This is a genomic window from Curtobacterium sp. 18060 (assembly GCF_902706105.1).
Lineage (GTDB): Bacteria > Actinomycetota > Actinomycetes > Actinomycetales > Microbacteriaceae > Curtobacterium.
Genome location: NZ_CACSJV010000001.1, coordinates 205,753 through 226,037, shown reverse-complemented (window position 1 = coordinate 226,037; position 20,285 = coordinate 205,753). Strand labels below are relative to the sequence as shown.

At 71.8% G+C, this 20,285-nt stretch carries 19 protein-coding genes; 7 read left to right on the top strand and 12 right to left on the bottom strand.

All coding sequences use genetic code 11. From position 1 onward, the window contains the following. Positions 1–18 precede the first annotated feature (18 nt). The 6 genes from GVL05_RS01075 to GVL05_RS01050 form a co-directional block, all read right to left on the bottom strand. Positions 19–609: a hypothetical protein gene (locus GVL05_RS01075; protein WP_159570507.1), complete on the bottom strand. Its 591-nt coding sequence runs from the start codon at positions 607–609 to the stop codon at positions 19–21. Between the two features lie 5 nt (positions 610–614). Next, a complete protein-coding gene (locus GVL05_RS01070) occupies positions 615–1,295 on the bottom strand; it encodes a hypothetical protein (RefSeq protein ID WP_132099112.1) in 681 nt (226 codons plus the stop codon). Continuing rightward, on the bottom strand, positions 1,295–2,158 hold the full coding sequence (locus GVL05_RS01065) for a hypothetical protein (RefSeq protein WP_131877598.1): 864 nt from the start codon (positions 2,156–2,158) through the stop codon (positions 1,295–1,297). Before GVL05_RS01065 ends, GVL05_RS01070 begins: the two co-directional genes overlap by 1 nt. Continuing rightward, positions 2,155–4,041 (bottom strand): putative T7SS-secreted protein, encoded by a 1,887-nt coding sequence (locus tag GVL05_RS01060; protein ID WP_327785628.1) that lies wholly within the window; start codon positions 4,039–4,041, stop codon positions 2,155–2,157. The genes GVL05_RS01065 and GVL05_RS01060 overlap by 4 nt, the downstream gene beginning before the upstream one ends. Positions 4,042–4,043: 2 nt before the next feature. Next, positions 4,044–4,373: a hypothetical protein gene (locus GVL05_RS01055; RefSeq protein WP_123936922.1), complete on the bottom strand. Its 330-nt coding sequence runs from the start codon at positions 4,371–4,373 to the stop codon at positions 4,044–4,046. A gap of 100 nt (positions 4,374–4,473) precedes the next feature. Then, a complete protein-coding gene (locus GVL05_RS01050) occupies positions 4,474–4,770 on the bottom strand; it encodes a WXG100 family type VII secretion target (RefSeq protein WP_071404660.1) in 297 nt (98 codons plus the stop codon). 107 nt (positions 4,771–4,877) lie between these two features. On the opposite strand from GVL05_RS01050, the gene GVL05_RS01045 reads away from it, so the two are divergent. After that, entirely contained in the window at positions 4,878–9,299 is a 4,422-nt protein-coding gene (locus GVL05_RS01045; RefSeq protein ID WP_159570501.1) for an FtsK/SpoIIIE domain-containing protein, read from the top strand. 52 nt (positions 9,300–9,351) lie between these two features. Here the strand turns inward: GVL05_RS01045 and GVL05_RS01040 are convergent, their stop codons facing one another. The 6 genes from GVL05_RS01040 to GVL05_RS01015 all read right to left on the bottom strand — a co-directional run bounded on the left by GVL05_RS01040 (position 9,352) and on the right by GVL05_RS01015 (position 12,670). Then, entirely contained in the window at positions 9,352–9,960 is a 609-nt protein-coding gene (locus GVL05_RS01040; protein ID WP_123293218.1) for an FHA domain-containing protein, read from the bottom strand. After that, a complete protein-coding gene (locus GVL05_RS01035) occupies positions 9,960–10,568 on the bottom strand; it encodes a hypothetical protein (RefSeq protein WP_159570498.1) in 609 nt (202 codons plus the stop codon). The genes GVL05_RS01040 and GVL05_RS01035 overlap by 1 nt, the downstream gene beginning before the upstream one ends. 5 nt (positions 10,569–10,573) lie before the next feature. Then, on the bottom strand, positions 10,574–11,377 hold the full coding sequence (locus GVL05_RS01030) for an oxygenase MpaB family protein (RefSeq protein WP_159570495.1): 804 nt from the start codon (positions 11,375–11,377) through the stop codon (positions 10,574–10,576). 92 nt (positions 11,378–11,469) lie between these two features. Then, positions 11,470–11,835, bottom strand: a complete 366-nt coding sequence (locus GVL05_RS01025; RefSeq protein ID WP_159570492.1) for a hypothetical protein — start codon at positions 11,833–11,835, stop codon at positions 11,470–11,472. Between the two features lie 63 nt (positions 11,836–11,898). After that, positions 11,899–12,192 (bottom strand): hypothetical protein, encoded by a 294-nt coding sequence (locus tag GVL05_RS01020; RefSeq protein WP_131877586.1) that lies wholly within the window; start codon positions 12,190–12,192, stop codon positions 11,899–11,901. Between the two features lie 43 nt (positions 12,193–12,235). Beyond that, entirely contained in the window at positions 12,236–12,670 is a 435-nt protein-coding gene (locus tag GVL05_RS01015) for an ester cyclase (protein WP_159570489.1), read from the bottom strand. A 325-nt stretch (positions 12,671–12,995) separates the two neighbouring features. On the opposite strand from GVL05_RS01015, the gene sucC reads away from it, so the two are divergent. The 6 genes from sucC to purH all read left to right on the top strand — a co-directional run bounded on the left by sucC (position 12,996) and on the right by purH (position 20,022). Next, positions 12,996–14,165 carry an ADP-forming succinate--CoA ligase subunit beta gene (gene sucC / locus GVL05_RS01010; RefSeq protein ID WP_159570486.1) on the top strand — a complete coding sequence of 390 codons (1,170 nt, stop codon included), beginning with the start codon at positions 12,996–12,998 and terminating at the stop codon, positions 14,163–14,165. 11 nt (positions 14,166–14,176) lie between these two features. Then, positions 14,177–15,061, top strand: coding sequence for a succinate--CoA ligase subunit alpha (gene sucD / locus GVL05_RS01005; protein WP_159570483.1), 885 nt, complete (start codon positions 14,177–14,179; stop codon positions 15,059–15,061). 118 nt (positions 15,062–15,179) lie between these two features. Next, on the top strand, positions 15,180–15,668 hold the full coding sequence (locus GVL05_RS01000) for a hypothetical protein (protein ID WP_159570480.1): 489 nt from the start codon (positions 15,180–15,182) through the stop codon (positions 15,666–15,668). Between the two features lie 84 nt (positions 15,669–15,752). Beyond that, positions 15,753–17,756, top strand: a complete 2,004-nt coding sequence (locus GVL05_RS00995) for a DUF6350 family protein (RefSeq protein ID WP_159570477.1) — start codon at positions 15,753–15,755, stop codon at positions 17,754–17,756. Between the two features lie 41 nt (positions 17,757–17,797). Beyond that, complete coding sequence (purN, locus tag GVL05_RS00990; RefSeq protein WP_131845996.1) at positions 17,798–18,391, top strand: phosphoribosylglycinamide formyltransferase; 594 nt, start codon at positions 17,798–17,800, stop codon at positions 18,389–18,391. After that, entirely contained in the window at positions 18,388–20,022 is a 1,635-nt protein-coding gene (gene purH / locus GVL05_RS00985; protein ID WP_131845997.1) for a bifunctional phosphoribosylaminoimidazolecarboxamide formyltransferase/IMP cyclohydrolase, read from the top strand. Before purN ends, purH begins: the two co-directional genes overlap by 4 nt. Positions 20,023–20,285 lie beyond the last annotated feature (263 nt).

Sequence of the window (20,285 nt, the reverse complement as noted above, 5' to 3'; positions counted from 1 at the left end):
ACCGTACCACGGTATTTGTCAGGAGGACAAGAACGCAGTCTCGATCGCTGCCTGCGCTCCAGCCCGCCACGGCCGCGGCAGCCCTGAGGGACGTTCCACCACGAAGATCGCCGGGTGCGGGCGGTCGCCGAGGGCGTGTCTGATCGCCGCAGCCGTCGCCCGGGGGTCTCGGGCCAGCACCACGGGGAGCGACCACCGACCCGAACGGAGCATGAGCGACCGCCCGGGCGAGACGGTGTCGGCGGTGATCGCGGCCCAGAGGCCGGCGGCCGTCCCGAGCGGCGTCGGCGTCACGGACCGGAGCGTGGCGAGCACCGGCGGCCGAGGAGGTGGGAGGAACTCCGTACCGGCGCGGGACGGGCCCGCCGGGTCGATGACGAACCGTACCGAGCCCGTGGCCTCGCGCTGGCGGAGTGTGTCGCTGGAGATGCACTGCGTCCCAGCACCGAAGTCGGTCGGACGGTCGGTCGGATCGCTGTAGGCCCACTGCACCGCGGCACCGCGGTCGGCCTGCTCCCGTTCCGGTCGGCCACGCGAGTCGACGACCACGTGCAGTTCTACCGGGACGCCGACCCGCTGGACCACGACCGCCGGGTGTCCACGGTGCATCGGGCTCAGTGCCGTTCGACGTGCGCGAGCGGCGGCTGCTGACGCACCCACGTGGCGTGCTCGACGGGGAGCTCGTCGATCCAGGCGGTGAGGACCGGCACCGGCACGTCGTGCGCGCGTGCGACCTCGAACACGATCTCGGAGAAGGCGAACGCGGCGTCACGGTCCGCCGTCGCCACCACGACCATGAGGTCCTCGGGCACGATGTCGACACCGTGGCGGAACAGCCACACCCGGACCACGCCCGGTGTGAGCGGAGCTCGTTCGGCGAGTGCGTCGGAGAACCCCTGGGACGCGGACGGTGCCGGGCGGAGCGTGACCTCGGCGCCGTCGGGGAACGGACCACCCGCGGCGATGACCGTCTGCTTCTCGTCTGGCTGCACGACCTGCGGGTAGGGCTGGTCGATGTCGAGCACGAGACCCCAGTCAGTGGGCAGGCCGGCGACCAGACGTGACATCGGCAGTGACAGCGGCGTCGCGGCGACCCCGGCCGGGATGCGGGCGACGGCCGCTGCGGGATCGGTGAAGGCCAGCGCGAGGGGGATGCCCTCGGGGCTGACGACGCCGAGTGGGATTCCCTGCTCGTCGTGACGGAGCGCGACGACCTCGGCAGCTGCGAACGCGAACCGCGAGCGCACCATCAGGGCGCGTCGCTGTGCGGAGGTGAGGTTCGTGGTGGTGCTCATCAGGAGAAGATCCTCGCGAACAGGCTCGGTCGTGCTGCCGACGGGGGTGTGAACACGAGCGCGAACGTCGGGTGCAGCGGGTCGCCGGGATGGGGGATGTCGCGGATGATCGCGTACCCGTCGGAGAGTACCTCCGACTGGACGCCCTGCGGGAACACGAACCGGGCGAGCAGTTCGGCCCAGTCGTCGGCTCCGCGGATCTCGGTGCCCCACGTCGGGCGGACGACACCGGACAGCGTCGCGTACGCGCCGAGGTCGGGACGCACGTCGTACCCGAGGTCGCCGATCGTGCGGACGATCGGAGCGAGTCTGCCCCAACCCTGTTCGTACGGGCCGGTCGACGGCACGGTGTACGTTCCGCGGGCATCGGCCGGCAGGGGTTCCACGGTCTTCTCGATGCGGGACACCGTCGTCGGCACCACCCCGGGTTCGTGGCGGTCGATCGCTGCTCGGTCCGGGCTCAACGTCGTGCGGAAGCGGCGCGGTTCGTACTCGTTCCGCCAGCCGTCCTCGATGTTCGCGTCGGTCCGGCCGTCGACGGCGAACGATGCGACGTGGAACGAGTCCGGCAGGGCCACCGACTCGAGGACCGCGGGTGCGGAAGTCGTGTGGACGAGCGCCGCGCGCGGGACGACGACCTGTCGCCCGCGTTCGAACAGCGTGCCGTCGAGGTCCTCGACCTCGTGGCCATCGTCCGACAGGGCGTTGAGCAGTCGCAGGCTCGCGCCGTACTCCGGCCACAGTGGGTCGACGGTGTCGGTGATGGTCCACCGGCCGTCCGCGGCGCGCTCGGGCAGGGCGTTCCAGGACGGTGAACGGTCCAGGAGCTCGTGACCCGCCCGGGTGACGCCGCTACGGGTCACCGCAGTCGGTCCTGGACGGACTGCGTCGCCTCGCTGATGTCCCACGGCGCCGTCACGATGCCCGCCGCGACGGCCGGCCCGCGCGAGCCGAGGTCGTGCAGCGCGTTCGCGTACTGGTTCGTCGTGAGGACCCCCGGCTGTGGACTCCGCGTGGCCGGGTCCATCAGGACCTGGTTCATCCCGTCGGGGACGACGTTCCCCGCCTGGTCGACCGGGCTGAGCACGCCGGTGTTCACCAGGTCGCTCGTCGACTTGTCCGTGAAGAGCTGGTGCTGCCCGCCACCGCCGAACTGGGTGTTCGCCTGCGCGGTGCCCTCGGCGTGCGGCAGCGGTTGGTTCACCAGGTAGCTGTCGCCGGTGTTGCGGTAGTCGGGGTGCGTCGAAGCTCCTGCCGGGACGCCGTCGTGACCGGCGTGGGACTGCACGCCCACCTGCACGGACTCGCTGTAGTTCGAGGCGCTGCCGCCGGCGTGCATGGTGCCGTCGGGGACGTAGAAGTTGCCGTGGCCAGGACCGCTGATCTGGAGCGTCTGCCCGACGAGCGAGTCGGCGTCGCCGTTCGCCCAGCGGTCGACACCGAGGTAGCCGCTCTGGAAGCCGCCCTTGCCACCCTGCCAGTGCCGCGCGAGTTCGGCGAGGGAGGACCCGCCGTTGTCCCAGTACGCCTGCGTGGCCTTGTTCGCGATCTCCGGCATCGACCGGACCGAGGCGATGAAGCCGTCGCCCGGACGTCGGAGTGCACCGACCGCCGCGGAACCGCCGTGCACGGCGAGGGCGCGGAGCGACTCGACCGAGCGGAGGGCTGCACCGTGGCGCAGGTTGTTGACGAGGTGCAGACCCGGCGCGAACAGCTGTCGGCTCTCCGAGGCGACGTGTCGACCGGCCGAGCTGAACTTGGCAGCGAGTGAGGCGCCCTTCGCGAACTCCTCGCCGATCTTCGCCGCGGTGGTGATCCCCTTCATCCCCGGGATGCAGTCGAGCAGCGCGAAGGCGAGGTCCCACCCATCGGCGGTGCCCTTCGACATCTTGTACAGGGTGTCGGCGAGCACGAGCAGGGCGGCGCCGAGCACGATCCAGGCCAGTGGCCCGCCGATGATCATGACGATGATCCCGCCCACCGCGACGACGACCTTTGCCACCGACACGATGGTCTCCCACGTCTCGGACCCGAAGATCTTGTCCCACGTGGACTGCTTCCCCAGCCCCGCGTCGGCCGCTTCACCGATCTTCGTCGCGGTCCGCTGCTCCGCGTCCTGCCAGTCACCCTTCGCATCGGCGACGAGTCGCTTCGCTGCGTCGATCCGCGACTGCGCCGCCGCGATGTCGCCCTGCGCGGACGACACGGAGCCCTGTGCGACGGAGGCGTTGTCGGACGCTGCCCGCAACTGCGCCGGTGACGGCACGTCCACCCCGTCGGGCACGTCGGACCCGGCCGGGTACTCGTCCGCGACCTTCGACAGGTCGGACGATGCCGACTGGTAGTGCGACAGGTTCGACTGCGCGTCGGAGAGCCGGTCCTGCGCCGCGGCGAGGTCCCCGGAGGCGTCCTTCGCGTCCGCGAGCGCACCATCAGCCCGGTACTGGGTGTCATCGACCGTGTCCGCCCACCCCGACAACGCCGTCGCGGCGAGTTCGTAGGAGTCGACGAGCTTGGTCAGGTCCGACGGGGTGTCCTCGATCGCGTCGACGAACACGTCGGCGGCTTCACCCTCCCAGTCGGTCAGCCACCCGGACCCCTTGACCGACTTCAGCCGGGTCGAGGCGTCATCGGCCGCGTCGGAGATGCGCTGGTACTCCCGCGACATCATCCGCAACGTCGACGGATCCCCCTTGACCGGGTCATCACCCTGATCGACGACATCCCACCCCGACGGCCGCCCCATGACTACTCCGCCCTCGAGGCAGCGGGTCCGCCGCCGCCGTTCTCGTCGTTGACCTGCAGTGCCTGTGCGAGCTGCTCGTCGGTCTCGGTGTAGGTCTCGACGGACGCGCTGAGCATGTCCGCCAGCGCCTTCGTCGAGTCGCTGATCTTGTCGCGCTTGTCACCCCAACGGTGGTCGAAGTCGTGCAGGGCGTCCTGCACGGTGCCCGAGCCGATCTCGTCGTCGGACGCATCGACGCGCTTGTGCGCCTGTTCGAGCGTGCTGTGCACGGTCGACAGGTCGGTCTGGAGCTCCCCGAGCCCCATCAGGTCAACGAGCAGTCTCGAAGCCACGGAACAATCCCTCCCCGATCACGAACCGGAAGCCACCGCCACCGGAACCGCGTCGACCCCGTGCCCCACGCGATCGCGGGACACGGGGTCGTCAGCGGTGTCAGCCCTTGAGGCCGGAAGCGAGCGACTCGTCCGTCTCGGACAGGGTCTGCGACGCCTTCGACAGGAACGTCGAGAGGCCCTCGAGCCCCTGGACGGTCTGGGTCACGCCACGGTTGAACTCGTCGTAGGACTCGCCGAACGCGACGGACGACTTGTCGGTGACGTAGCCGTCGGAGATGAGCTGCTGGATCTTGCGCTGCAGGGCGGAGAGACGGTCTTCGATGTCCGCCTGACCCGCCTTGAGGTCGGAGGCTGCTGCCTCGAGGTCTGCGTACGAGACGTTGATGTTCGCCACGGTGTGACTCCCTTTCCCCGGAGTTTCGTCATGTCCCCCCAACGGGGCGTGTTGCAGGGGACACTACCATCGTCCTGCGACATGTAGTCAATGCTACGGGGGATGCCATGACCTTCACGTTCACGATGGTCGACCGCGAGAGCGGTCAGACCGCCAACGTCTACGTCGACGGGGACGACACCCGTGCGGTCGGCGAGCTCGTCGCCGAGGCCGAACGCCTCATCGCGACGGACGTCGTGGCCTCCGGACGGACCCCGGCGTACTTCGTCGGCGAGCAGCCGCTCGACCTGGCGGCGACGGTCGCCGAGTCCGGTGTGCGCGAGGGCGTGGTCGTGGCCCGCAGCCTCGAGCAGGTGCCGCCGCAGCCGCTCCGTCCACTGACCGACGCCGAGATCCGGATCGTCTCGGGCCTGCACGCCGGCACCATCGTGCGGGTGGGCACCGGCACGGTGACGATCGGCACGGCGACGAACGCCACGGTGCGCATCCCGGTGAGCACCACCGCCGAGGTCGAGGCCGAGGCCACCGGGGCCGAGACCGTACCGGAGGTCGCCCTGCTCGTGTCGGTCACGGCCGACGGCGCGAAGGTCCGTCCGGCGAACGGCTTCGCCGGGGCGGTGCTCGACGGTGCTGCCGTCACCGAGGAGACCGACTGGCCGGAGACCGCGCAGCTCGCGATCGGCGGGGTCCTGCTCGGCTTCGGTCGGGCACCGGACCGTGGGGCGCACCTGTCCCTGGCCGACGACGGCATGTCGCTCGAGTACAACCGCCCGCCGCGCATCCTGCCGCCCGACGAGCACACCCGCTACCAGCTGCCGGCCCCGCCGACCGAACCCCCGGCGCGGGCGCTGCCCATCCTGATGGCGCTGGCGCCGATGGGCATGGCCGTGATGTTCGTGTCGACCACCGGTCGCTGGATCTACCTGCTCATCGCCCTGCTGTCGCCGATCCTGATGATCATCACGGGCCTCCAGGGTCGCCGTCAGGGCAAGAAGACGTACCGCCAGCGGATCGTGGAGTACGAGGACACCAAGGCGCGCATCGAGGCGGACGCGACCGAGAGCCTCCAGTCCGAACGGGCACGCTGGATCGCGAGCGCCCCCGACCCGGCTGCCGTCTACGAGACGGCGGTCACGCCGCTGCCGCGCCTGTGGGAGCGGCGTCGGACCGACCCCGACCACCTGCTCGTCCGCGTCGGCACGGCGACGCAGCGCTCCGAGGTGACCATCGAGGACCCGGAACAGCTGTCGCACAAGCGGACCGTCGCGTGGGACGCGACCGACGTGCCGGTCCGGATCCGCCTGGCGGAGCGCGGTGTGATCGGCATCGCCGGCCCGGACGACGACGCCCGACGGCTGGCGAACTGGGTGGTCGCGCAGCTCGCGACGCTGCAGAGCCCGAAGGACGTCACCTTCACGCTGCTCACCGACACCACCCGGACCGCGCTGTGGGAGTGGATGTCCTGGTTGCCGCACGTCCGCCGCGACGGCGCCGACCAGCCGATGACGAGCATCGCCTCGAACGCCGCGACGACCGCGCGGGCTATCGCCGAGCTCGCGGCGGTCATCGATGCCCGGAAGGAAGCCGGCATCGGCAAGAAGACGCCGCCGGCCGACGAGATCGTCGTCGTGATGGACGGCGCCCGACGCCTGCGAGCGATGCCGTCGCTCGTGCAGGTGCTCAAGGAGGGGCCGTCGGTCGGAGTGTTCAGCATCTGCCTCGACCTGGACGAGCGGCTCCTGCCCGAGGAGTGCGACGCCGTGGTCGTGGTCCGCGACGACCGGATCCGGGTCACGCAGCAGCGCAGCGAGCGGATCGACGATGCCCGACCCGACCTGGTCGACCAGGACTGGCTCGAGTGGGTCGCCCGGTCGCTGTCGCCGATCGTCGACGCCAGCCCTGACGTTCAGGACGGCGCCATCCCGTCGTCGGCGCGGCTGCTCGACGTCCTGCAGCTCGAGCCGCCGACGTCCGAGGCCGTGCAGGCCCGCTGGCTGCTCGGTGGGCGCAGCACGACCGCCGTCATCGGCGCCTCGATCGACGGGCCGTTCGCGATCGACCTGCGGAACGACGGTCCGCACGGACTCGTCGCCGGCACGACCGGCTCCGGCAAGTCCGAGTTGCTGCAGACGATCGTCGCGTCGCTCGCCGTCGCGAACCGGCCGGACGAGATGAACTTCGTGCTCGTCGACTACAAGGGCGGTGCGGCGTTCAAGGACTGCGTCGACCTGCCGCACACGGTCGGCATGGTCACCGACCTCGACACCCACCAGGTGGAGCGGGCGCTCGAGTCGCTCGGCGCAGAACTGCGCACCCGCGAGCACGCCCTGGCCGAGGTCGGCGCGAAGGACCTGGAGGACTACCAGGACCTGCAGGCGAAGCGCGCGGCGTCGGGCGACGCGATCCCGAGCCTGCCGCGGCTGCTCATCGTCATCGACGAGTTCGCCTCGCTCGCCCGCGAGCTCCCGGACTTCGTCAAGGGCCTGGTGAACATCGCCCAGCGCGGTCGGTCGCTCGGCATCCACCTCGTGCTCGCCACGCAGCGCCCCGGCGGTGTCGTGTCGCCCGAGATCCGCGCCAACACGAACCTGCGGATCGCGTTGCGCGTCACCGACCAGTCGGAGAGCCAGGACGTCATCGGCGCGAACGACGCCGCGCGGATCGCGAAGACGACGCCCGGTCGCGCGTACGTGCGGCTCGGCGCGGCCTCGTTGCTGCCCTTCCAGTCCGGTCGGGTGGGCGGGCGTCGGCCCGGCACGGACGACCAGGAGGCCCGGCCCGCCCTGGTCCGCGAACTCACCTTCGCCTCGTACAGCGAACCAGCCCCCCGCCCGGCAGCCGTCGAGGCCGCCGCCAGCGACGTGGAGGTCACCGACCTGAGCGTCCTCGTCGCGTCGATCGGCGACGCCACCCGCGCCCTCGGCACCCCCGAGCAGCGGAAGCCGTGGCTGCCGCCCCTCGGTGCGGTCGTCGGACTCGACGACGTCGAAGCCGCCGGTGCCTCGGCCGCCCCCGAGCTGCCGCCGCTCGCCGTGGCCTGGGGCATCGAGGACCACCCCGCCGACCAGCAGCAGCGCCCCGCCGTGTTCGACCTCGACGCCGACGGCCACCTGTTCGTCATCGGGTCGCCGCGCTCCGGCCGCAGCCAGACGCTCCGCACCCTGGCCGGTGCGATGGCCCTGCGCCTCGGCGTCGGCGACGTGCACATGTACGGGATCGACTGCGGCAACGGCGCCCTGCTCGCGCTCGGGGCCCTGCCGCACTGCGGTGCCGTGGTGCAGCGGCACGAGCCCGACCGGGTCTCGCGGCTGCTCGGCATCCTGCTCCGCACCGTGCAGGAGCGCCAGGCGGCCTTCGCGAGCGGCGGGTACTCGTCCATCGCCGAGCAGCGGTCCGACCAGCACACCACCCCGCTGCCGCACGTCGTCGTGTTCCTGGACCAGTGGGAGAGCTTCATGGCGACCCTGGCCGACGCCGAGAACGGTGCGCTGCACGACGCCGTCCAGACGCTGCTGCGCGAGGGCGTCGGCGTCGGCGTGCACCTGATCGTCTCCGGCGACCGCACGCTGACCTCCGGCCGGATGTCGAGCCAGGTGGAGCGGAAGCTGCTGCTCGCCCTGGCCGACCGCGGCGACTACAACTACGAGGGCATCAACGGCAAGAAGCTGCCGGAGTCGATCCCGCCCGGCCGTGGCTTCCGGAACGCCACCGCGACGGAGACCCAGGTCGCCGTGCTGCCCGGTGGCCTCGGCGGCCGTGACCAGGCGGCGGCGATCCGCGGCATCGGCGACGAGGTCCGCGCCCACGTCCCCGCGACCGTGCCGAAGCCGTTCCGGATCGATGTGCTGCCGCGGTCCATCACGTTCGAGGAGGCCGTGCGCTACCTGCCCTCGGCGGACGCCTCGGTCGGCCGGGTCGCGCTCGGCGTCGGCGGCGACGAGCTCCGGCTCTTCACCCACGACTTCGTGCAGGACACCCCGGTGTTCATCGTCGCCGGCAGCCCGCGCTCCGGCAAGAGCACCGCGCTCGTCGCGATGGCCCGGCACGTCCTGTCCGCAGGTGGGTCGGTCGTCGCGGTCACGCCGCGGGACTCCCCGCTCCGGGCACTCGAGGGTGCACCGCGCGCGACCGTGGTCACCGACGGCGGGATCGGGGCGGAGGGGCTCTCCGCCGCGATCGACACCGGCTCGGACGGCTTCACGCTCGTGCTCGTCGACGACGCCGAGGCACTCAAGGAGACCCCGGCCGAACCGGTGTTCCGGGCGGTCATGGACTCCGACCGGGGCCGTTCGGTCGGGCTCGTCATCGCGGGCGACGTCGAGGGCGTCGCGAGCGGGTTCCGTGGCTGGCAGGTCGACGCGAAGAAGGCCCGTCGCGGGATGCTGCTCGCACCGCTCAGCACCGTCGACGGCGACCTGATCGGCACGAAGCTGTCGAAGAGCCTGGTGACGCAGGACCGGGTGCCGGGTCGGGCGCTGCTCAACGACGCCGACCAGGCGCTGCGGCTGGTGCAGGTGCCCGCCGACTGACGGGGACAGCGCGACGTCGCGCGCCAGCGTCGCGCCGCCGCGCCGCTCGGCGTCAGCCGAGTGGGGCTTCGCCGACCAGCGCGGTCTGCGGCTCGGCGCGAAGCGTGTGGCCGCCGAACACGACCACGTCGCCCGGCTGCACCACGGTGCGCTGCGCCGGCGGCACCATCGTCGCCGGGAACCCCGGCCGCTGCAGCTCGACCCCGTTCGCCGACGCCGTGTCGAGCACCCAGAGCGACCCCTCGGCACCGAAGCCGAACTCCAGGTGCGTGCGGCTGAGCAGCTTGTCCGGGTCCTCGAGGGCGATCATGTGCGCGTAGCCGCCGTCCGGGTGGGCGCTCGCCGGGTCACGGCCGATCAGCCCGCCACCGGACACGGTCACCCGCTGGTGGTCGTCGAGCACCAGGACGGCCGCCGCGGTCTGCCGGGCCGGAGCCGCGTCACGGCGAGCCGTGCCACCGGCGGAGCCCAGGGGACGCCCGGGCAGCTGCGCGACGGTCGCCCGCACCCGGTCGGCGCTGGCGCGGGGAGCCGGCGGCGGCGTGACGACCGCGCGGGCGAGTTCGCCGCGCTGCGCCATCCGCGCGAGGTCGTCGACGGTGACCCGCTCGACGACGGGCTCGACGGGCTTCCGACGCTTCCGGAACGGCCAGATCCGCATCAGTCGACCCCGCCGCCGACCGTGGCCGAGTCGATGAGCTCGAAGGTGTCGGTCACGGTCTCGAACAGTTCGTACAGCGGCTCGGCCAGGTCGGTCGCGGGCGAGGACACGCTCACCAGCGCGACCTGGTCACCGGCCGGCACGAACGTCTGCATCAGCACGACGTCGAACGAGCCGCGGCCGTCCGGCGCCTGCACGGTCGAGACGCCCCAGACGCGCGGCACCCGGCCGACGCGCGGGACCTCGTGCACGTCGACGTGCATGCCGTCGTCGTCACCGCCGAGCGCGGCGACGTGGTCGGTCAGGGCGGCGAGCGGGTCGCCGCCGGCCTCGGGCGCGGGCAGGACCGTGACGGTCAGGGCGCCGGAGACGATGCCGTCGTCGCTCGGCTCGGCGAAGGCCGCGCAGTACCGCGCACCGCTGTCCCACGCCGACCGCGCGAACCGACGGAGAGCCCGGACGATCTCGGTCCGGTGGTCCCAGAGCTCGCGCTGGTCCTCGATGCGCTCCTGCACCAGGGCGCTGATCCGGTCGTCGCGGCGCTCCGGCTCGACGGGCAGTTCGAACCAGGAGCGCGGGACCGTGATGGCGAAGTGGTCGACCGACATGCCCGCTACCGTACCGTGGCGTGTCGCCCGGCCGTCCGGCGCATCGCCCGCAGCAGCAGCGGACCCGGCAGCCGCAGCAGGGCCCCGGGCAGGACCGACCGCACCCCGCTGACCACGGCGATCGTCCGCTGGAACCGACGGTGCTCGCGCGGCCCCCACGCGAACCCGTACGCGGTCCGCAGCCGTTCCGGCAGCATCCCGACCGTGACGATCCGGACGAGCGGCATCGCGGCACGCACCCAGAGCGGCGCGAACCGCGGGTGGAGCAGGTCACGCACCACCCCGCGGGCGTCGTCGGTGACCTCGAGCCGCTCGAGGGCGTCGGCCCAGTACTCGTCGAAGGCCGCGACCGAGGTCGGCCAGCGCTCGGCGGGCACCCGCAGCGTCGTCGCGATCGGGGCGTACGCGGCGAGCACGGCCTCGGCGCGTTCCGCCGTGACGGGAGCGCCGAACAGGTCGTGCGCCCGACGAGCCGAGTCGAACAGGGTCGCGGCCACCCACAGCTGCCGGTCGACGTCGTCCGCGCCGGTCACGGGCGCGTGGGCACGGTTCACGAAACCCGCGGCGATCGCGGCGTCCTGCTCCGTGCCGGAGACGACGGCGTACACGAACATCAGGGTGTGGGCCAGCCGCTGCTGCGGTCGACGGGCGAAGTCCGAGTGCCGGCGGACCCCCGCCGCGACGACCGGGTCGGCGATCTGCAGCAGGATGGCGCGGCCGCCCGCGGCCACGGGTGTGCTGTCACCGAGGAACCGACGCAGGCTGCGGTCGTGGACGCGACCGGACGACGGACGGGAGGTGGGCCCCACCAGCCGGGTCCGGCGCACCGCGCCAGCGGGGTGACGGCCGTGACTGGAGGGACGTGGCGGGCCCGGCACCGGGCCTCCAGGCCGTGGGGTGGTCACGGTCCACCCCGTCGGCGTCGCGCCCGCAGGTCGGGGACGAGATCAGCGACGATCGCCGCGACGAGCGCGACCGCGCCGGTCAGGAGGGCGGCCACCAGGTACGTGCCGTCGACCCGGACGTCGCCCGTCAGGGCGAGCAGGGTCGCGACGAGCCAGATCGCGGGGAGCGGCCAGAGGCGGCTCGGTGCTCCGGTGACGACGGCTCCGACCACCGCGACCGCGAGGAGCGGCACCCATCGACCTGCCGGCTCGGACTGCGCGGCGAGGTGTGCGGAGGCCGCGACGAGCAGCATCGCCGCGATCGCCACCAGGCGGGCGGCCGACGGCATGCTGCGGACGCTGGCTCGGACGCGACGGAACACGGCCCGATGCTACGGGCCGTGTTCCGCGGATCCCTGGGGGAGGCGCTGATCAGGCGGTGCGGATCAGAGCGGCTTGGTGCCGAGGTCGCCCCCCAGGTCCGGCCGGTCCTCGTCGGCGTCGTGCTCCCACAGGTCGGGCGACCCCTCGCGCGGGGAGCCGCCGGTCGGGCCGTCGTCGGTACCGTCACCGCGCTGCGGCTCGACGGTCTCGCCGGCGACCGCGTCGTTCGTCACGGTCTCGAGGGACTCCTCGGACTCGTCCACCTCGTACGGGCCGACGTGCTCGCGGTCGATGTCGTCGTCGCGGCGCTGCTGGGCCTCGAAGTCGTCGACGGGGCTGATGCCGGGATCGCTCATGGTGTCCTCCTGGGTGTGGGTGGTGCCGGGTGTCCGATGGTGTTCAGGCGCTGACGAAGTGGACGTCGCCGGAGCCGAGCGCGAGCTGCTCCGCCAGGCCCTTCTCGTCGGTCGCGCCCCAGCGTTCGGCGATCTTGCCGTCACGGAACTTCGAGACCTGGATGCCGCGGACCTCGAAGGCGCGACCCGTCGGAGCGTGGCCCTGGAACGGACCGGTGTGGGTGCCGCGGATCGTGAACACCGCGGTGATGTAGTCGTCCGTGACGACGAGCGGGTCGGGCTCGAGCGTGAGGTCCGGGAACGCGGTGGTGAACTCGGTCCAGAAGTCGACGATCCCCGCGAGGCCGGGCTGCTGGTCGGGCGCGGGGTCGTGGTCCACGACGTCCTCCGCCCACACCTCGGGGAAGCGGTCGAAGGCCCGCGCCTCCAGGATCTCGCCGAGTCGTTCCTGTGCCTGCTGGTTCTGTTCCGCGGTCATGCGGGGTCCTTCCGTCGGGGTGTTCCGGTGTACGCCGGTCCCCCTGGGACGACCCGGAACGCCGGGGGAGTTCACCTCGACGTCACCTGCTCGTCACGAGGGACGTGCACACTGCCGGTGCTCGGGGGAGTGGAGCGCGGTCGCCGACGGGTGGTCGAGCGACCGCGCCTTCCCCTGCGTCCCGCGCCGCCCGTTGTCTCGACGTCCATGTCGCCGCGCTAGGCTGCGTGACGGCCGTTGTCTCGACATCGAGCGACCCTCGATGTGGAGTGCGCGACCGGGAAACCGATGCCGATCGCACGAACCGTGCGGGAAGAAGAACAGCGTGGATCTTTTCGAGTATCAGGCCAGGGACCTCTTCGAGTCCTACGGCGTCCCCGTCCTCCAGGGGATCATCGCCGACACCCCGGAAGAGGCGAGAGCGGCGGCCGAGAAGATCGGTGGCGTCGTGGTCGTCAAGGCCCAGGTGAAGGTCGGCGGTCGTGGCAAGGCCGGTGGCGTCAAGGTCGCGAAGACCCCGGACGAGGCCTACGAGCACGCTCAGGCGATCCTCGGCCTCGACATCAAGGGCCACACCGTGCAGCGCGTCATGATCGCCCAGGGCGCGGACATCGCCGAGGAGTTCTACTTCTCCGTGCTGCTCGACCGGGCCAACCGCTCCTACCTCTCGCTCACCAGCGTCGAGGGCGGCATGGAGATCGAGCAGCTCGCCGTCGAGAAGCCCGAGGCACTCGCCCGCGTCGAGGTGGACCCGCTCACCGGGATCGACGCTGCCGCCGGTCGCGCGATCGCCGAGCAGGCCGGGTTCCCGGCGGAGCTCGTCGACCAGGTGGCCGACGTCTTCTCGAAGCTCTACGACGTCTACAAGGGTGAGGATGCCACGCTCGTCGAGGTGAACCCCCTCGTCCGCACCGGCGACGGCCAGATCCTGGCGCTCGACGGCAAGGTCTCGCTCGACGAGAACGCCGACTTCCGCCACCCCGCGCACAAGGACCTCGAGGACTCCGCCAGCGAGGACCCGCTCGAGGCCAAGGCGAAGGCCCACGGCCTGAACTACGTCAAGCTCGACGGCCAGGTCGGCGTCATCGGCAACGGCGCGGGCCTCGTCATGTCGACGCTCGACGTCGTCGCCTACGCCGGTGAGCGGCACGGCGGCGTGAAGCCCGCGAACTTCCTCGACATCGGCGGCGGCGCCTCGGCCGAGGTCATGGCCAACGGCCTCGACGTCATCCTCGGCGACCCGCAGGTGAAGAGCGTCTTCGTGAACGTCTTCGGTGGCATCACCGCCTGCGACGCCGTCGCGAACGGCATCGTCGCCGCCCTCGGGATCCTCGGCGACGCGGCCACCAAGCCGCTCGTCGTGCGCCTGGACGGCAACAACGTGGAAGAGGGCCGACGGATCCTGGCGGAGGCAGCGCACCCGCTCGTCACCGTCGCCGCGACCATGGACGACGCGGCCGAGCAGGCCGCCGAACTCGCCGCTGCCGCGGCCTGAAGGGACTGACCATGTCGATCTTCCTCAACAAGGACTCCAAGGTCATCGTCCAGGGCATCACCGGCGGCGAGGGCACCAAGCACACCGCCCTCATGCTCAAGGCCGGCACCCAGGTCGTCGGTGGCGTCAACGCCCGCAAGGCCGGCACCACCGTCACCCACGGTGACGTGTCGCTGCCCGTCTTCGGCACCGTGCGCGAGGCCATCGACACCACCGGTGCCGACGTCTCCATCGTCTTCGTGCCGCCGGCCTTCGCCAAGGACGCTGTGCTCGAGGCCATCGATGCCGCGATCCCGCTCGTCGTCGTCATCACCGAGGGCATCCCGGTGCAGGACGCCGCCGAGTTCTGGGCACACGCCAAGGCGCTCGGCGGGAAGACCCGCATCATCGGCCCGAACTGCCCCGGCATCATCACCCCGGGGGAGTCGCTCGTCGGCATCACCCCGGCGACGATCACCGGCAAGGGACCGATCGGCCTCGTCTCGAAGTCGGGCACCCTGACCTACCAGATGATGTACGAGCTGCGGGACCTGGGCTTCTCGACCGCCATCGGCATCGGCGGCGACCCGGTCATCGGGACGACGCACATCGACGCGCTCGCCGCGTTCGAGGCCGACCCCGAGACCGAGGCCATCGTGATGATCGGTGAGATCGGTGGCGACGCCGAGGAGCGCGCAGCCGAGTTCATCAAGGCGCACGTCACGAAGCCGGTCGTCGGGTACGTCGCGGGCTTCACTGCCCCCGAGGGCAAGACGATGGGCCACGCCGGAGCGATCGTGTCCGGTTCCGCCGGCACCGCCGAGGCGAAGAAGCAGGCGCTCGAGGCCGCAGGCGTGAAGGTCGGCAAGACGCCGTCCGAGACCGCTGCGCTGCTGCGCGAGGTCGTCGCCCGCTAGCGGTTCGTCCGTTCCGCTGAACACCGGTGTTCGTTCGTCGGACCGCGTCATGCGCGTGTTCGTCCGACGAGCACCGGTGTTCTGCGTGGGGTCCCCGCGGCACCGGTAGCATCGCGGCGTGGTCGAGCGGAGCGGGCAGCGGGGTGAACCCGGACGCTTGGGGATCGTGGTCGGGCTCGTGTCGGCACTGGTCGGCATCGGCTTCCTCGCCACCCCGATCCGTGCGGTCGACACCCCGGGAGGCGTGCACCTCTGGAGCATCGCCATCGCTCTGATCGCATTCGGTGCGTGGTTCACGTGGGCTGCATTCCTCCTGCCGCGTTCTCGCACGAACCCGAGCCTGCGGCGCGAGGACATCGACATGCCGCACGACCCGGCGATCTACGACCCGGCCGACTACGAACGGCGACCGGGCTACGTGACCGAGGTCGACGGTCGCACTGGCCAGACGCCCATCGCGGTCGCTGTGTCGGTTGCTTCCCTGATGTGCGCGCTCTTCGTCGGCGGACTCATCGGACTCGATCGGTGGATCGCCTGGCCATTCGCGATCGGCATCGCGGTCGTCGCGTGGCAGATCATCACGATCAGCGGGCGCCGTCGGAACTGAGTCCGTCCGGGACCACCCGCTGAGTCTGCTGCGGAGCCGCGCGGCTCACGGCCGAGAGCCGGACTGCCACGTATCCTCACTGCGATGAACCGCCTGGGAACCGCTCTGCTCGCCGCGATCGAGGCGGTCGTGACGGTCGGCGTCGGCATCGGGATCGCACTGGTCCCGCTCACCCTGCTGTGGGGCTTCGAGTACGGCCTGCAGATCGACTGGGACGTGTTCTGGAAGGCCACCGGCAGCGTCTGGCTCGTCGGCCACGGCGTCGACGTCTCGTTCCTGCTCGGGTCCGCGCTGGCGAAGAGCTCCGGGGTCAGCGGTGCCGCCGACCCCATCCACGTGACGCTGGCGGCGCTCGGCTTCGCGGTCGTGACCGCCTGGCTCGGCGCCCGTGCCGGTCGACGCTTCGCGGAGACCGAGCACCGCACCACCGGCCTGCTGGTCGGGACGGCGGTCGTCGCGGCGCTCGGCCTCGGCGTCGCGCTGTCGTCGACCTCCGCTGCCACGCAGCCGACGATCTGGCAGGCCGTGGTCCTGCCCGCGCTGTGGTTCGGGATCCCGGCGCTCGTCAGCTCGGAGGTCTGCCGACGACGACGGGACCTGCCGGCGGACCCCGCCACCCAGCGTGTGCTCGACCTGCTCGACCGCGTGCCCGTGCTCTGGCGTGCGATCGCCGGGTTCGGTCTCCGTGCCGGGACCGCCGCCACCGGAGTCGTCGTCGCGTTCGCCGGGGTCGTCGTCGCGTTCCTGCTCTTCACCTCGTTCGCCGAGGTGATCACCCTGTACGAGCAGTCCCACGCCGGTGTGATCGGTGGCATCGCCCTCACCGTCGGGCAGCTCGCGTTCCTGCCGGACTTCGTCGGGTGGGCGACGTCGTGGCTGATCGGCCCCGGGTTCGCCATCGGCACCGGTTCGAGCGTGTCCCCGATCGCCACGACCCTCGGACCGATCCCCGGACTGCCGGTGTTCGGCGCACTGCCGACCTCGGGCCACACCTTCGGCCTGGTCTGGATCCTGGTACCGGTGATCGCCGGCTTCGCGATCGGCGGCTCGATGCGCCCGCGACTCGTCCGTGTGCTGGGGAACGCCGACTCCGCACTCCACCGAGCGCTCGCCGGTGTCGCGACGGGCATCGTCGCCGGTGTCCTGACCGGGCTGATCGCCTGGGTGTCGTCCGGATCGTTCGGCCCCGGACGACTGGCCGACGTCGGCCCGCACGCCCTGGTGGTGGGTGGGTTCGCCGCGCTCGAGATCGGCCTGCCGGCGGTCATCGCCCTCGCCGCTGGCAGCGACCTCGTCCGCCTGCCGGACCGGGGCTGGACCCGGGAGCGCTGGACCGAGGCGGACGACGACGACGCGGACCGGAGCGGAGCCGAGGCCGGGACGGGATCGCTGCTCGCCGCGCTCGACCAGGCCGGCGCGGGACGGACCACCGACGTGCACCGGTTCGTGGTCGAGGAGTCCCACGACGGGTCGACCGCTGCCCGCTCGCGCGCCGCTGTGACCAGCCCGACGGAACCGATCGCCGACGAACCGGTCGCGCCCGCGCCCATCGCAGCGCCTCGTACGCCCCCGCGCGACCCGGACCACGACGTGGAACTGCCGGCCTGGGCGAAGACCGACGCCGTCGCTTCGGAGCGTCTGGCGGACGAGAGCCCGACCGAGCCCCGCTCGTCGGGACGTGCCGCGATGGGTGCCCTGCGCGATCGACTGCACGGTGTCGCCGACGGTGCGCGCGAACGGGCTGGGGGACTCCGCGAGCGAGCTGGTGGACTCCGCGACCGCGCCGGCGGACTCCGCGACCGCGTGACCGGTGCCGACGCCGTAGCGGAGCAGCAGCGCCCTGCGCCCGCTCCGGAACGGCCCGCCACGTCGACGTCCACGCCCGATCACACCGACGCGCAGCCAGCGTTCCCGTGGAGCACCGAGGAGTTCGTCGCCGGACGGGACGACGTCGACGACGAACCGGCCGCACCCGAGGCCCCCGCAGCTGTTCCCACCCAGGCGGCCCGTCCGACGAACTGGGACGTCACCGACCAGATCCCCGACGAGGAGCTGCCTTGGTGGCGCCGCCCGAAGGACGATCGCTAGCGCCGACGTCACGTCGCGCGGGTCCCGGTAGGGTTGGTGCCGTGCTCGAACTGGTCGTCCTGATCTCCGGTACCGGGTCGAACCTCCGAGCCCTGCTCGAAGCGACCTTCGACGCCGAGTACCCCGCCCGTGTCGTCGCCATCGGTGCCGACCGCGATGCCGAGGGTCTCGGTCTGGGCGAGGAGTTCTCGATCCCCACCTTCACGGTGCCGTTCTCGCGCTACGAGACCCGTGCCGAGTGGGGGCAGGCACTCGCCGAGCAGATCCGCCCGTGGTCGCCCGACCTGCTGGTGCTCTCCGGCCTGATGCGCCTGCTGCCCCCGGCCGTGGTGTCCGAGTTCGCCCCGGGCATCATCAACACCCACCCGGCGTACCTGCCCGAGTTCCCCGGCGCCCACGGCGTGCGGGACGCCCTGGCAGCCGGCGTCACCGAGACCGGCGCGAGCGTCATCGCGGTCGACGACGGCGTGGACACCGGCCCGATCCTGGCCCAGGAGCGCGTCCCCGTGCTCCCGGGCGACTCCGAGTCGACGCTGCACGACCGCATCAAGCCGGTCGAGCGCCGCCTGCTCATCCAGACCATCCTCGACATCGCCAACGGCACCACCGACCTGAAGGGCACCCCGAGCGCATGAGCGTGCACGCAGCCGACCCCAGCCTCTACCGCGACCGTGACGTGGTGCCGGTCCGCCGCGCACTCATCTCGGTGAGCGACAAGTCCGGCCTGCTCGAGCTCGCCGGTGCCCTCGCCGAGTCGGGTGTCGAGATCGTGTCGACGGGGTCCACCGCCCAGACGATCCGTGACGCCGGGTACGCCGTCACCGACGTCGCGAGCGTCACCGGGTTCCCGGAGTCGCTCGACGGCCGGGTCAAGACGCTGCACCCGTCGGTGCACGCCGGTCTGCTCGCCGACCTGCGCCTCGAGTCGCACGAGCAGCAGCTCGCCGACCTCGGGATCGCGGCGTTCGAGCTCGTCGTCGTGAACCTGTACCCGTTCGTCGAGACGGTGGCCTCTGGTGCCGACACCGCGACCGTGGTCGAGAACGTCGACATCGGCGGCCCCGCGATGGTCCGTGCGTCGGCGAAGAACCACCCGAACGTCGCGATCGTCGTCTCGCCGTCGTCCTACGCCGAGGTCGTCGAGGCCGTCCGCGCGGGCGGCACCTCGCTCGAGCTCCGCAAGCGTCTGGCGGCCCAGGCCTTCGCGCACACCGCGGCGTACGACACCGCGGTGGCGTCCTACTTCGCCAGCGACGTCGTCGCGGCCGCTGCGGCGCCGACGACCAGCGGCGACATCCAGACGCCCGGTGCGTTCGACGAGCACCTCGGCTTCACCGCAGACCTGTCGGCCACGCTCCGCTACGGCGAGAACGCGCACCAGGCAGCCGCGTTGTACACGAGCACCGACGGCGCCGGCATCGCGCAGGCGACGCAGCTGCACGGCAAGGAGATGTCGTACAACAACTACGTCGACGCCGACGCGGCCGTCCGTGCGGCGTTCGACTTCGACACCCCCGCGGTCGCCATCATCAAGCACGCCAACCCGTGCGGCATCGCGATCGCCCCGGCGGACGCCGCCGACCCGATCGCCTCGGCCCACGCCGCCGCGCACGCCTGCGACCCGCTGTCGGCGTTCGGTGGGGTCATCGCCGCGAACCGTCCGGTCACCGTGGCGATGGCCGAGACCGTGAAGGACATCTTCACTGAGGTCGTCGTCGCCCCGGGCTTCGACCCCGAGGCGCTCGAGATCCTGTCGCGCAAGAAGAACATCCGCCTGCTCACGCTGCCGGCCGACTTCGCCCTGGCACCGCGCGAGGTCAAGCAGATCTCCGGCGGCTTCCTGGTGCAGGACGCCGACCGCTTCACGGCGTTCGACCAGTCCACGTGGACCCTGGTCGCCGGCGCGCCCGCCGACGAACAGACCCTCGCCGACCTGGCCTTCGCGTGGAAGGCGAGCCGTTCGGTCAAGTCGAACGCCATCCTGCTGGCGAACCAGGGCGCGAGCGTCGGGGTCGGCATGGGCCAGGTCAACCGGGTGGACTCGTGCCACCTCGCGGTGAACCGTGCCGGTGACCGCGCGACCGGCAGCGTCGCGGCGTCCGATGCGTTCTTCCCGTTCGCCGACGGCCTGCAGGTGCTGCTCGACGCCGGTGTGCGCGCGGTGGCCCAGCCCGGTGGCAGCGTCCGCGACGACGAGGTCATCGCCGCGGCGACGGCCGCGGGCGTCACGATGTACTTCACGGGCGAGCGCCACTTCTTCCACTGAAGTGAACAAATCGCGGCACCCTATTGCGCGCTGAGAGTCACTGTGAATAGTCTGTAAGGCTCCGCGACAGGCAGCCGACGGTCCCTCGGGACCGGTGGCACCGCGGACACAACGGTGACGAAGACGACGACTGGAGTGACGATGGACAACATGACCGGAACCGTGGCGACGGCCGCCCGTGCAGGTCTCGTGTCCGTCGTGGGGACCACTCCCGCACGGCGATCCCTGATCGCACCGCGACCGCGCGTCGCGGCCGCCGTCTA

Bases quoted from the DNA above. Each gene is read 5' to 3' on its own strand.
- GVL05_RS00995 (WP_159570477.1), top strand. From the start codon at position 15,753: ATGAACCGCCTGGGAACCGCTCTGCTCGCCGCGATCGAGGCGGTCGTG.
- GVL05_RS01040 (WP_123293218.1), bottom strand. From the start codon at position 9,960: ATGCGGATCTGGCCGTTCCGGAAGCGTCGGAAGCCCGTCGAGCCCGTC.
- GVL05_RS01060 (WP_327785628.1), bottom strand. From the start codon at position 4,041: ATGGGGCGGCCGTCGGGGTGGGATGTCGTCGATCAGGGTGATGACCCG.
- GVL05_RS01070 (WP_132099112.1), bottom strand. From the start codon at position 1,295: ATGAGCACCACCACGAACCTCACCTCCGCACAGCGACGCGCCCTGATG.
- GVL05_RS01045 (WP_159570501.1), top strand. From the start codon at position 4,878: ATGACCTTCACGTTCACGATGGTCGACCGCGAGAGCGGTCAGACCGCC.
- GVL05_RS01075 (WP_159570507.1), bottom strand. From the start codon at position 609: ATGCACCGTGGACACCCGGCGGTCGTGGTCCAGCGGGTCGGCGTCCCG.
- GVL05_RS01015 (WP_159570489.1), bottom strand. From the start codon at position 12,670: ATGACCGCGGAACAGAACCAGCAGGCACAGGAACGACTCGGCGAGATC.
- GVL05_RS01020 (WP_131877586.1), bottom strand. From the start codon at position 12,192: ATGAGCGATCCCGGCATCAGCCCCGTCGACGACTTCGAGGCCCAGCAG.
- GVL05_RS01035 (WP_159570498.1), bottom strand. From the start codon at position 10,568: ATGTCGGTCGACCACTTCGCCATCACGGTCCCGCGCTCCTGGTTCGAA.
- purH (WP_131845997.1), top strand. From the start codon at position 18,388: ATGAGCGTGCACGCAGCCGACCCCAGCCTCTACCGCGACCGTGACGTG.
- sucD (WP_159570483.1), top strand. From the start codon at position 14,177: ATGTCGATCTTCCTCAACAAGGACTCCAAGGTCATCGTCCAGGGCATC.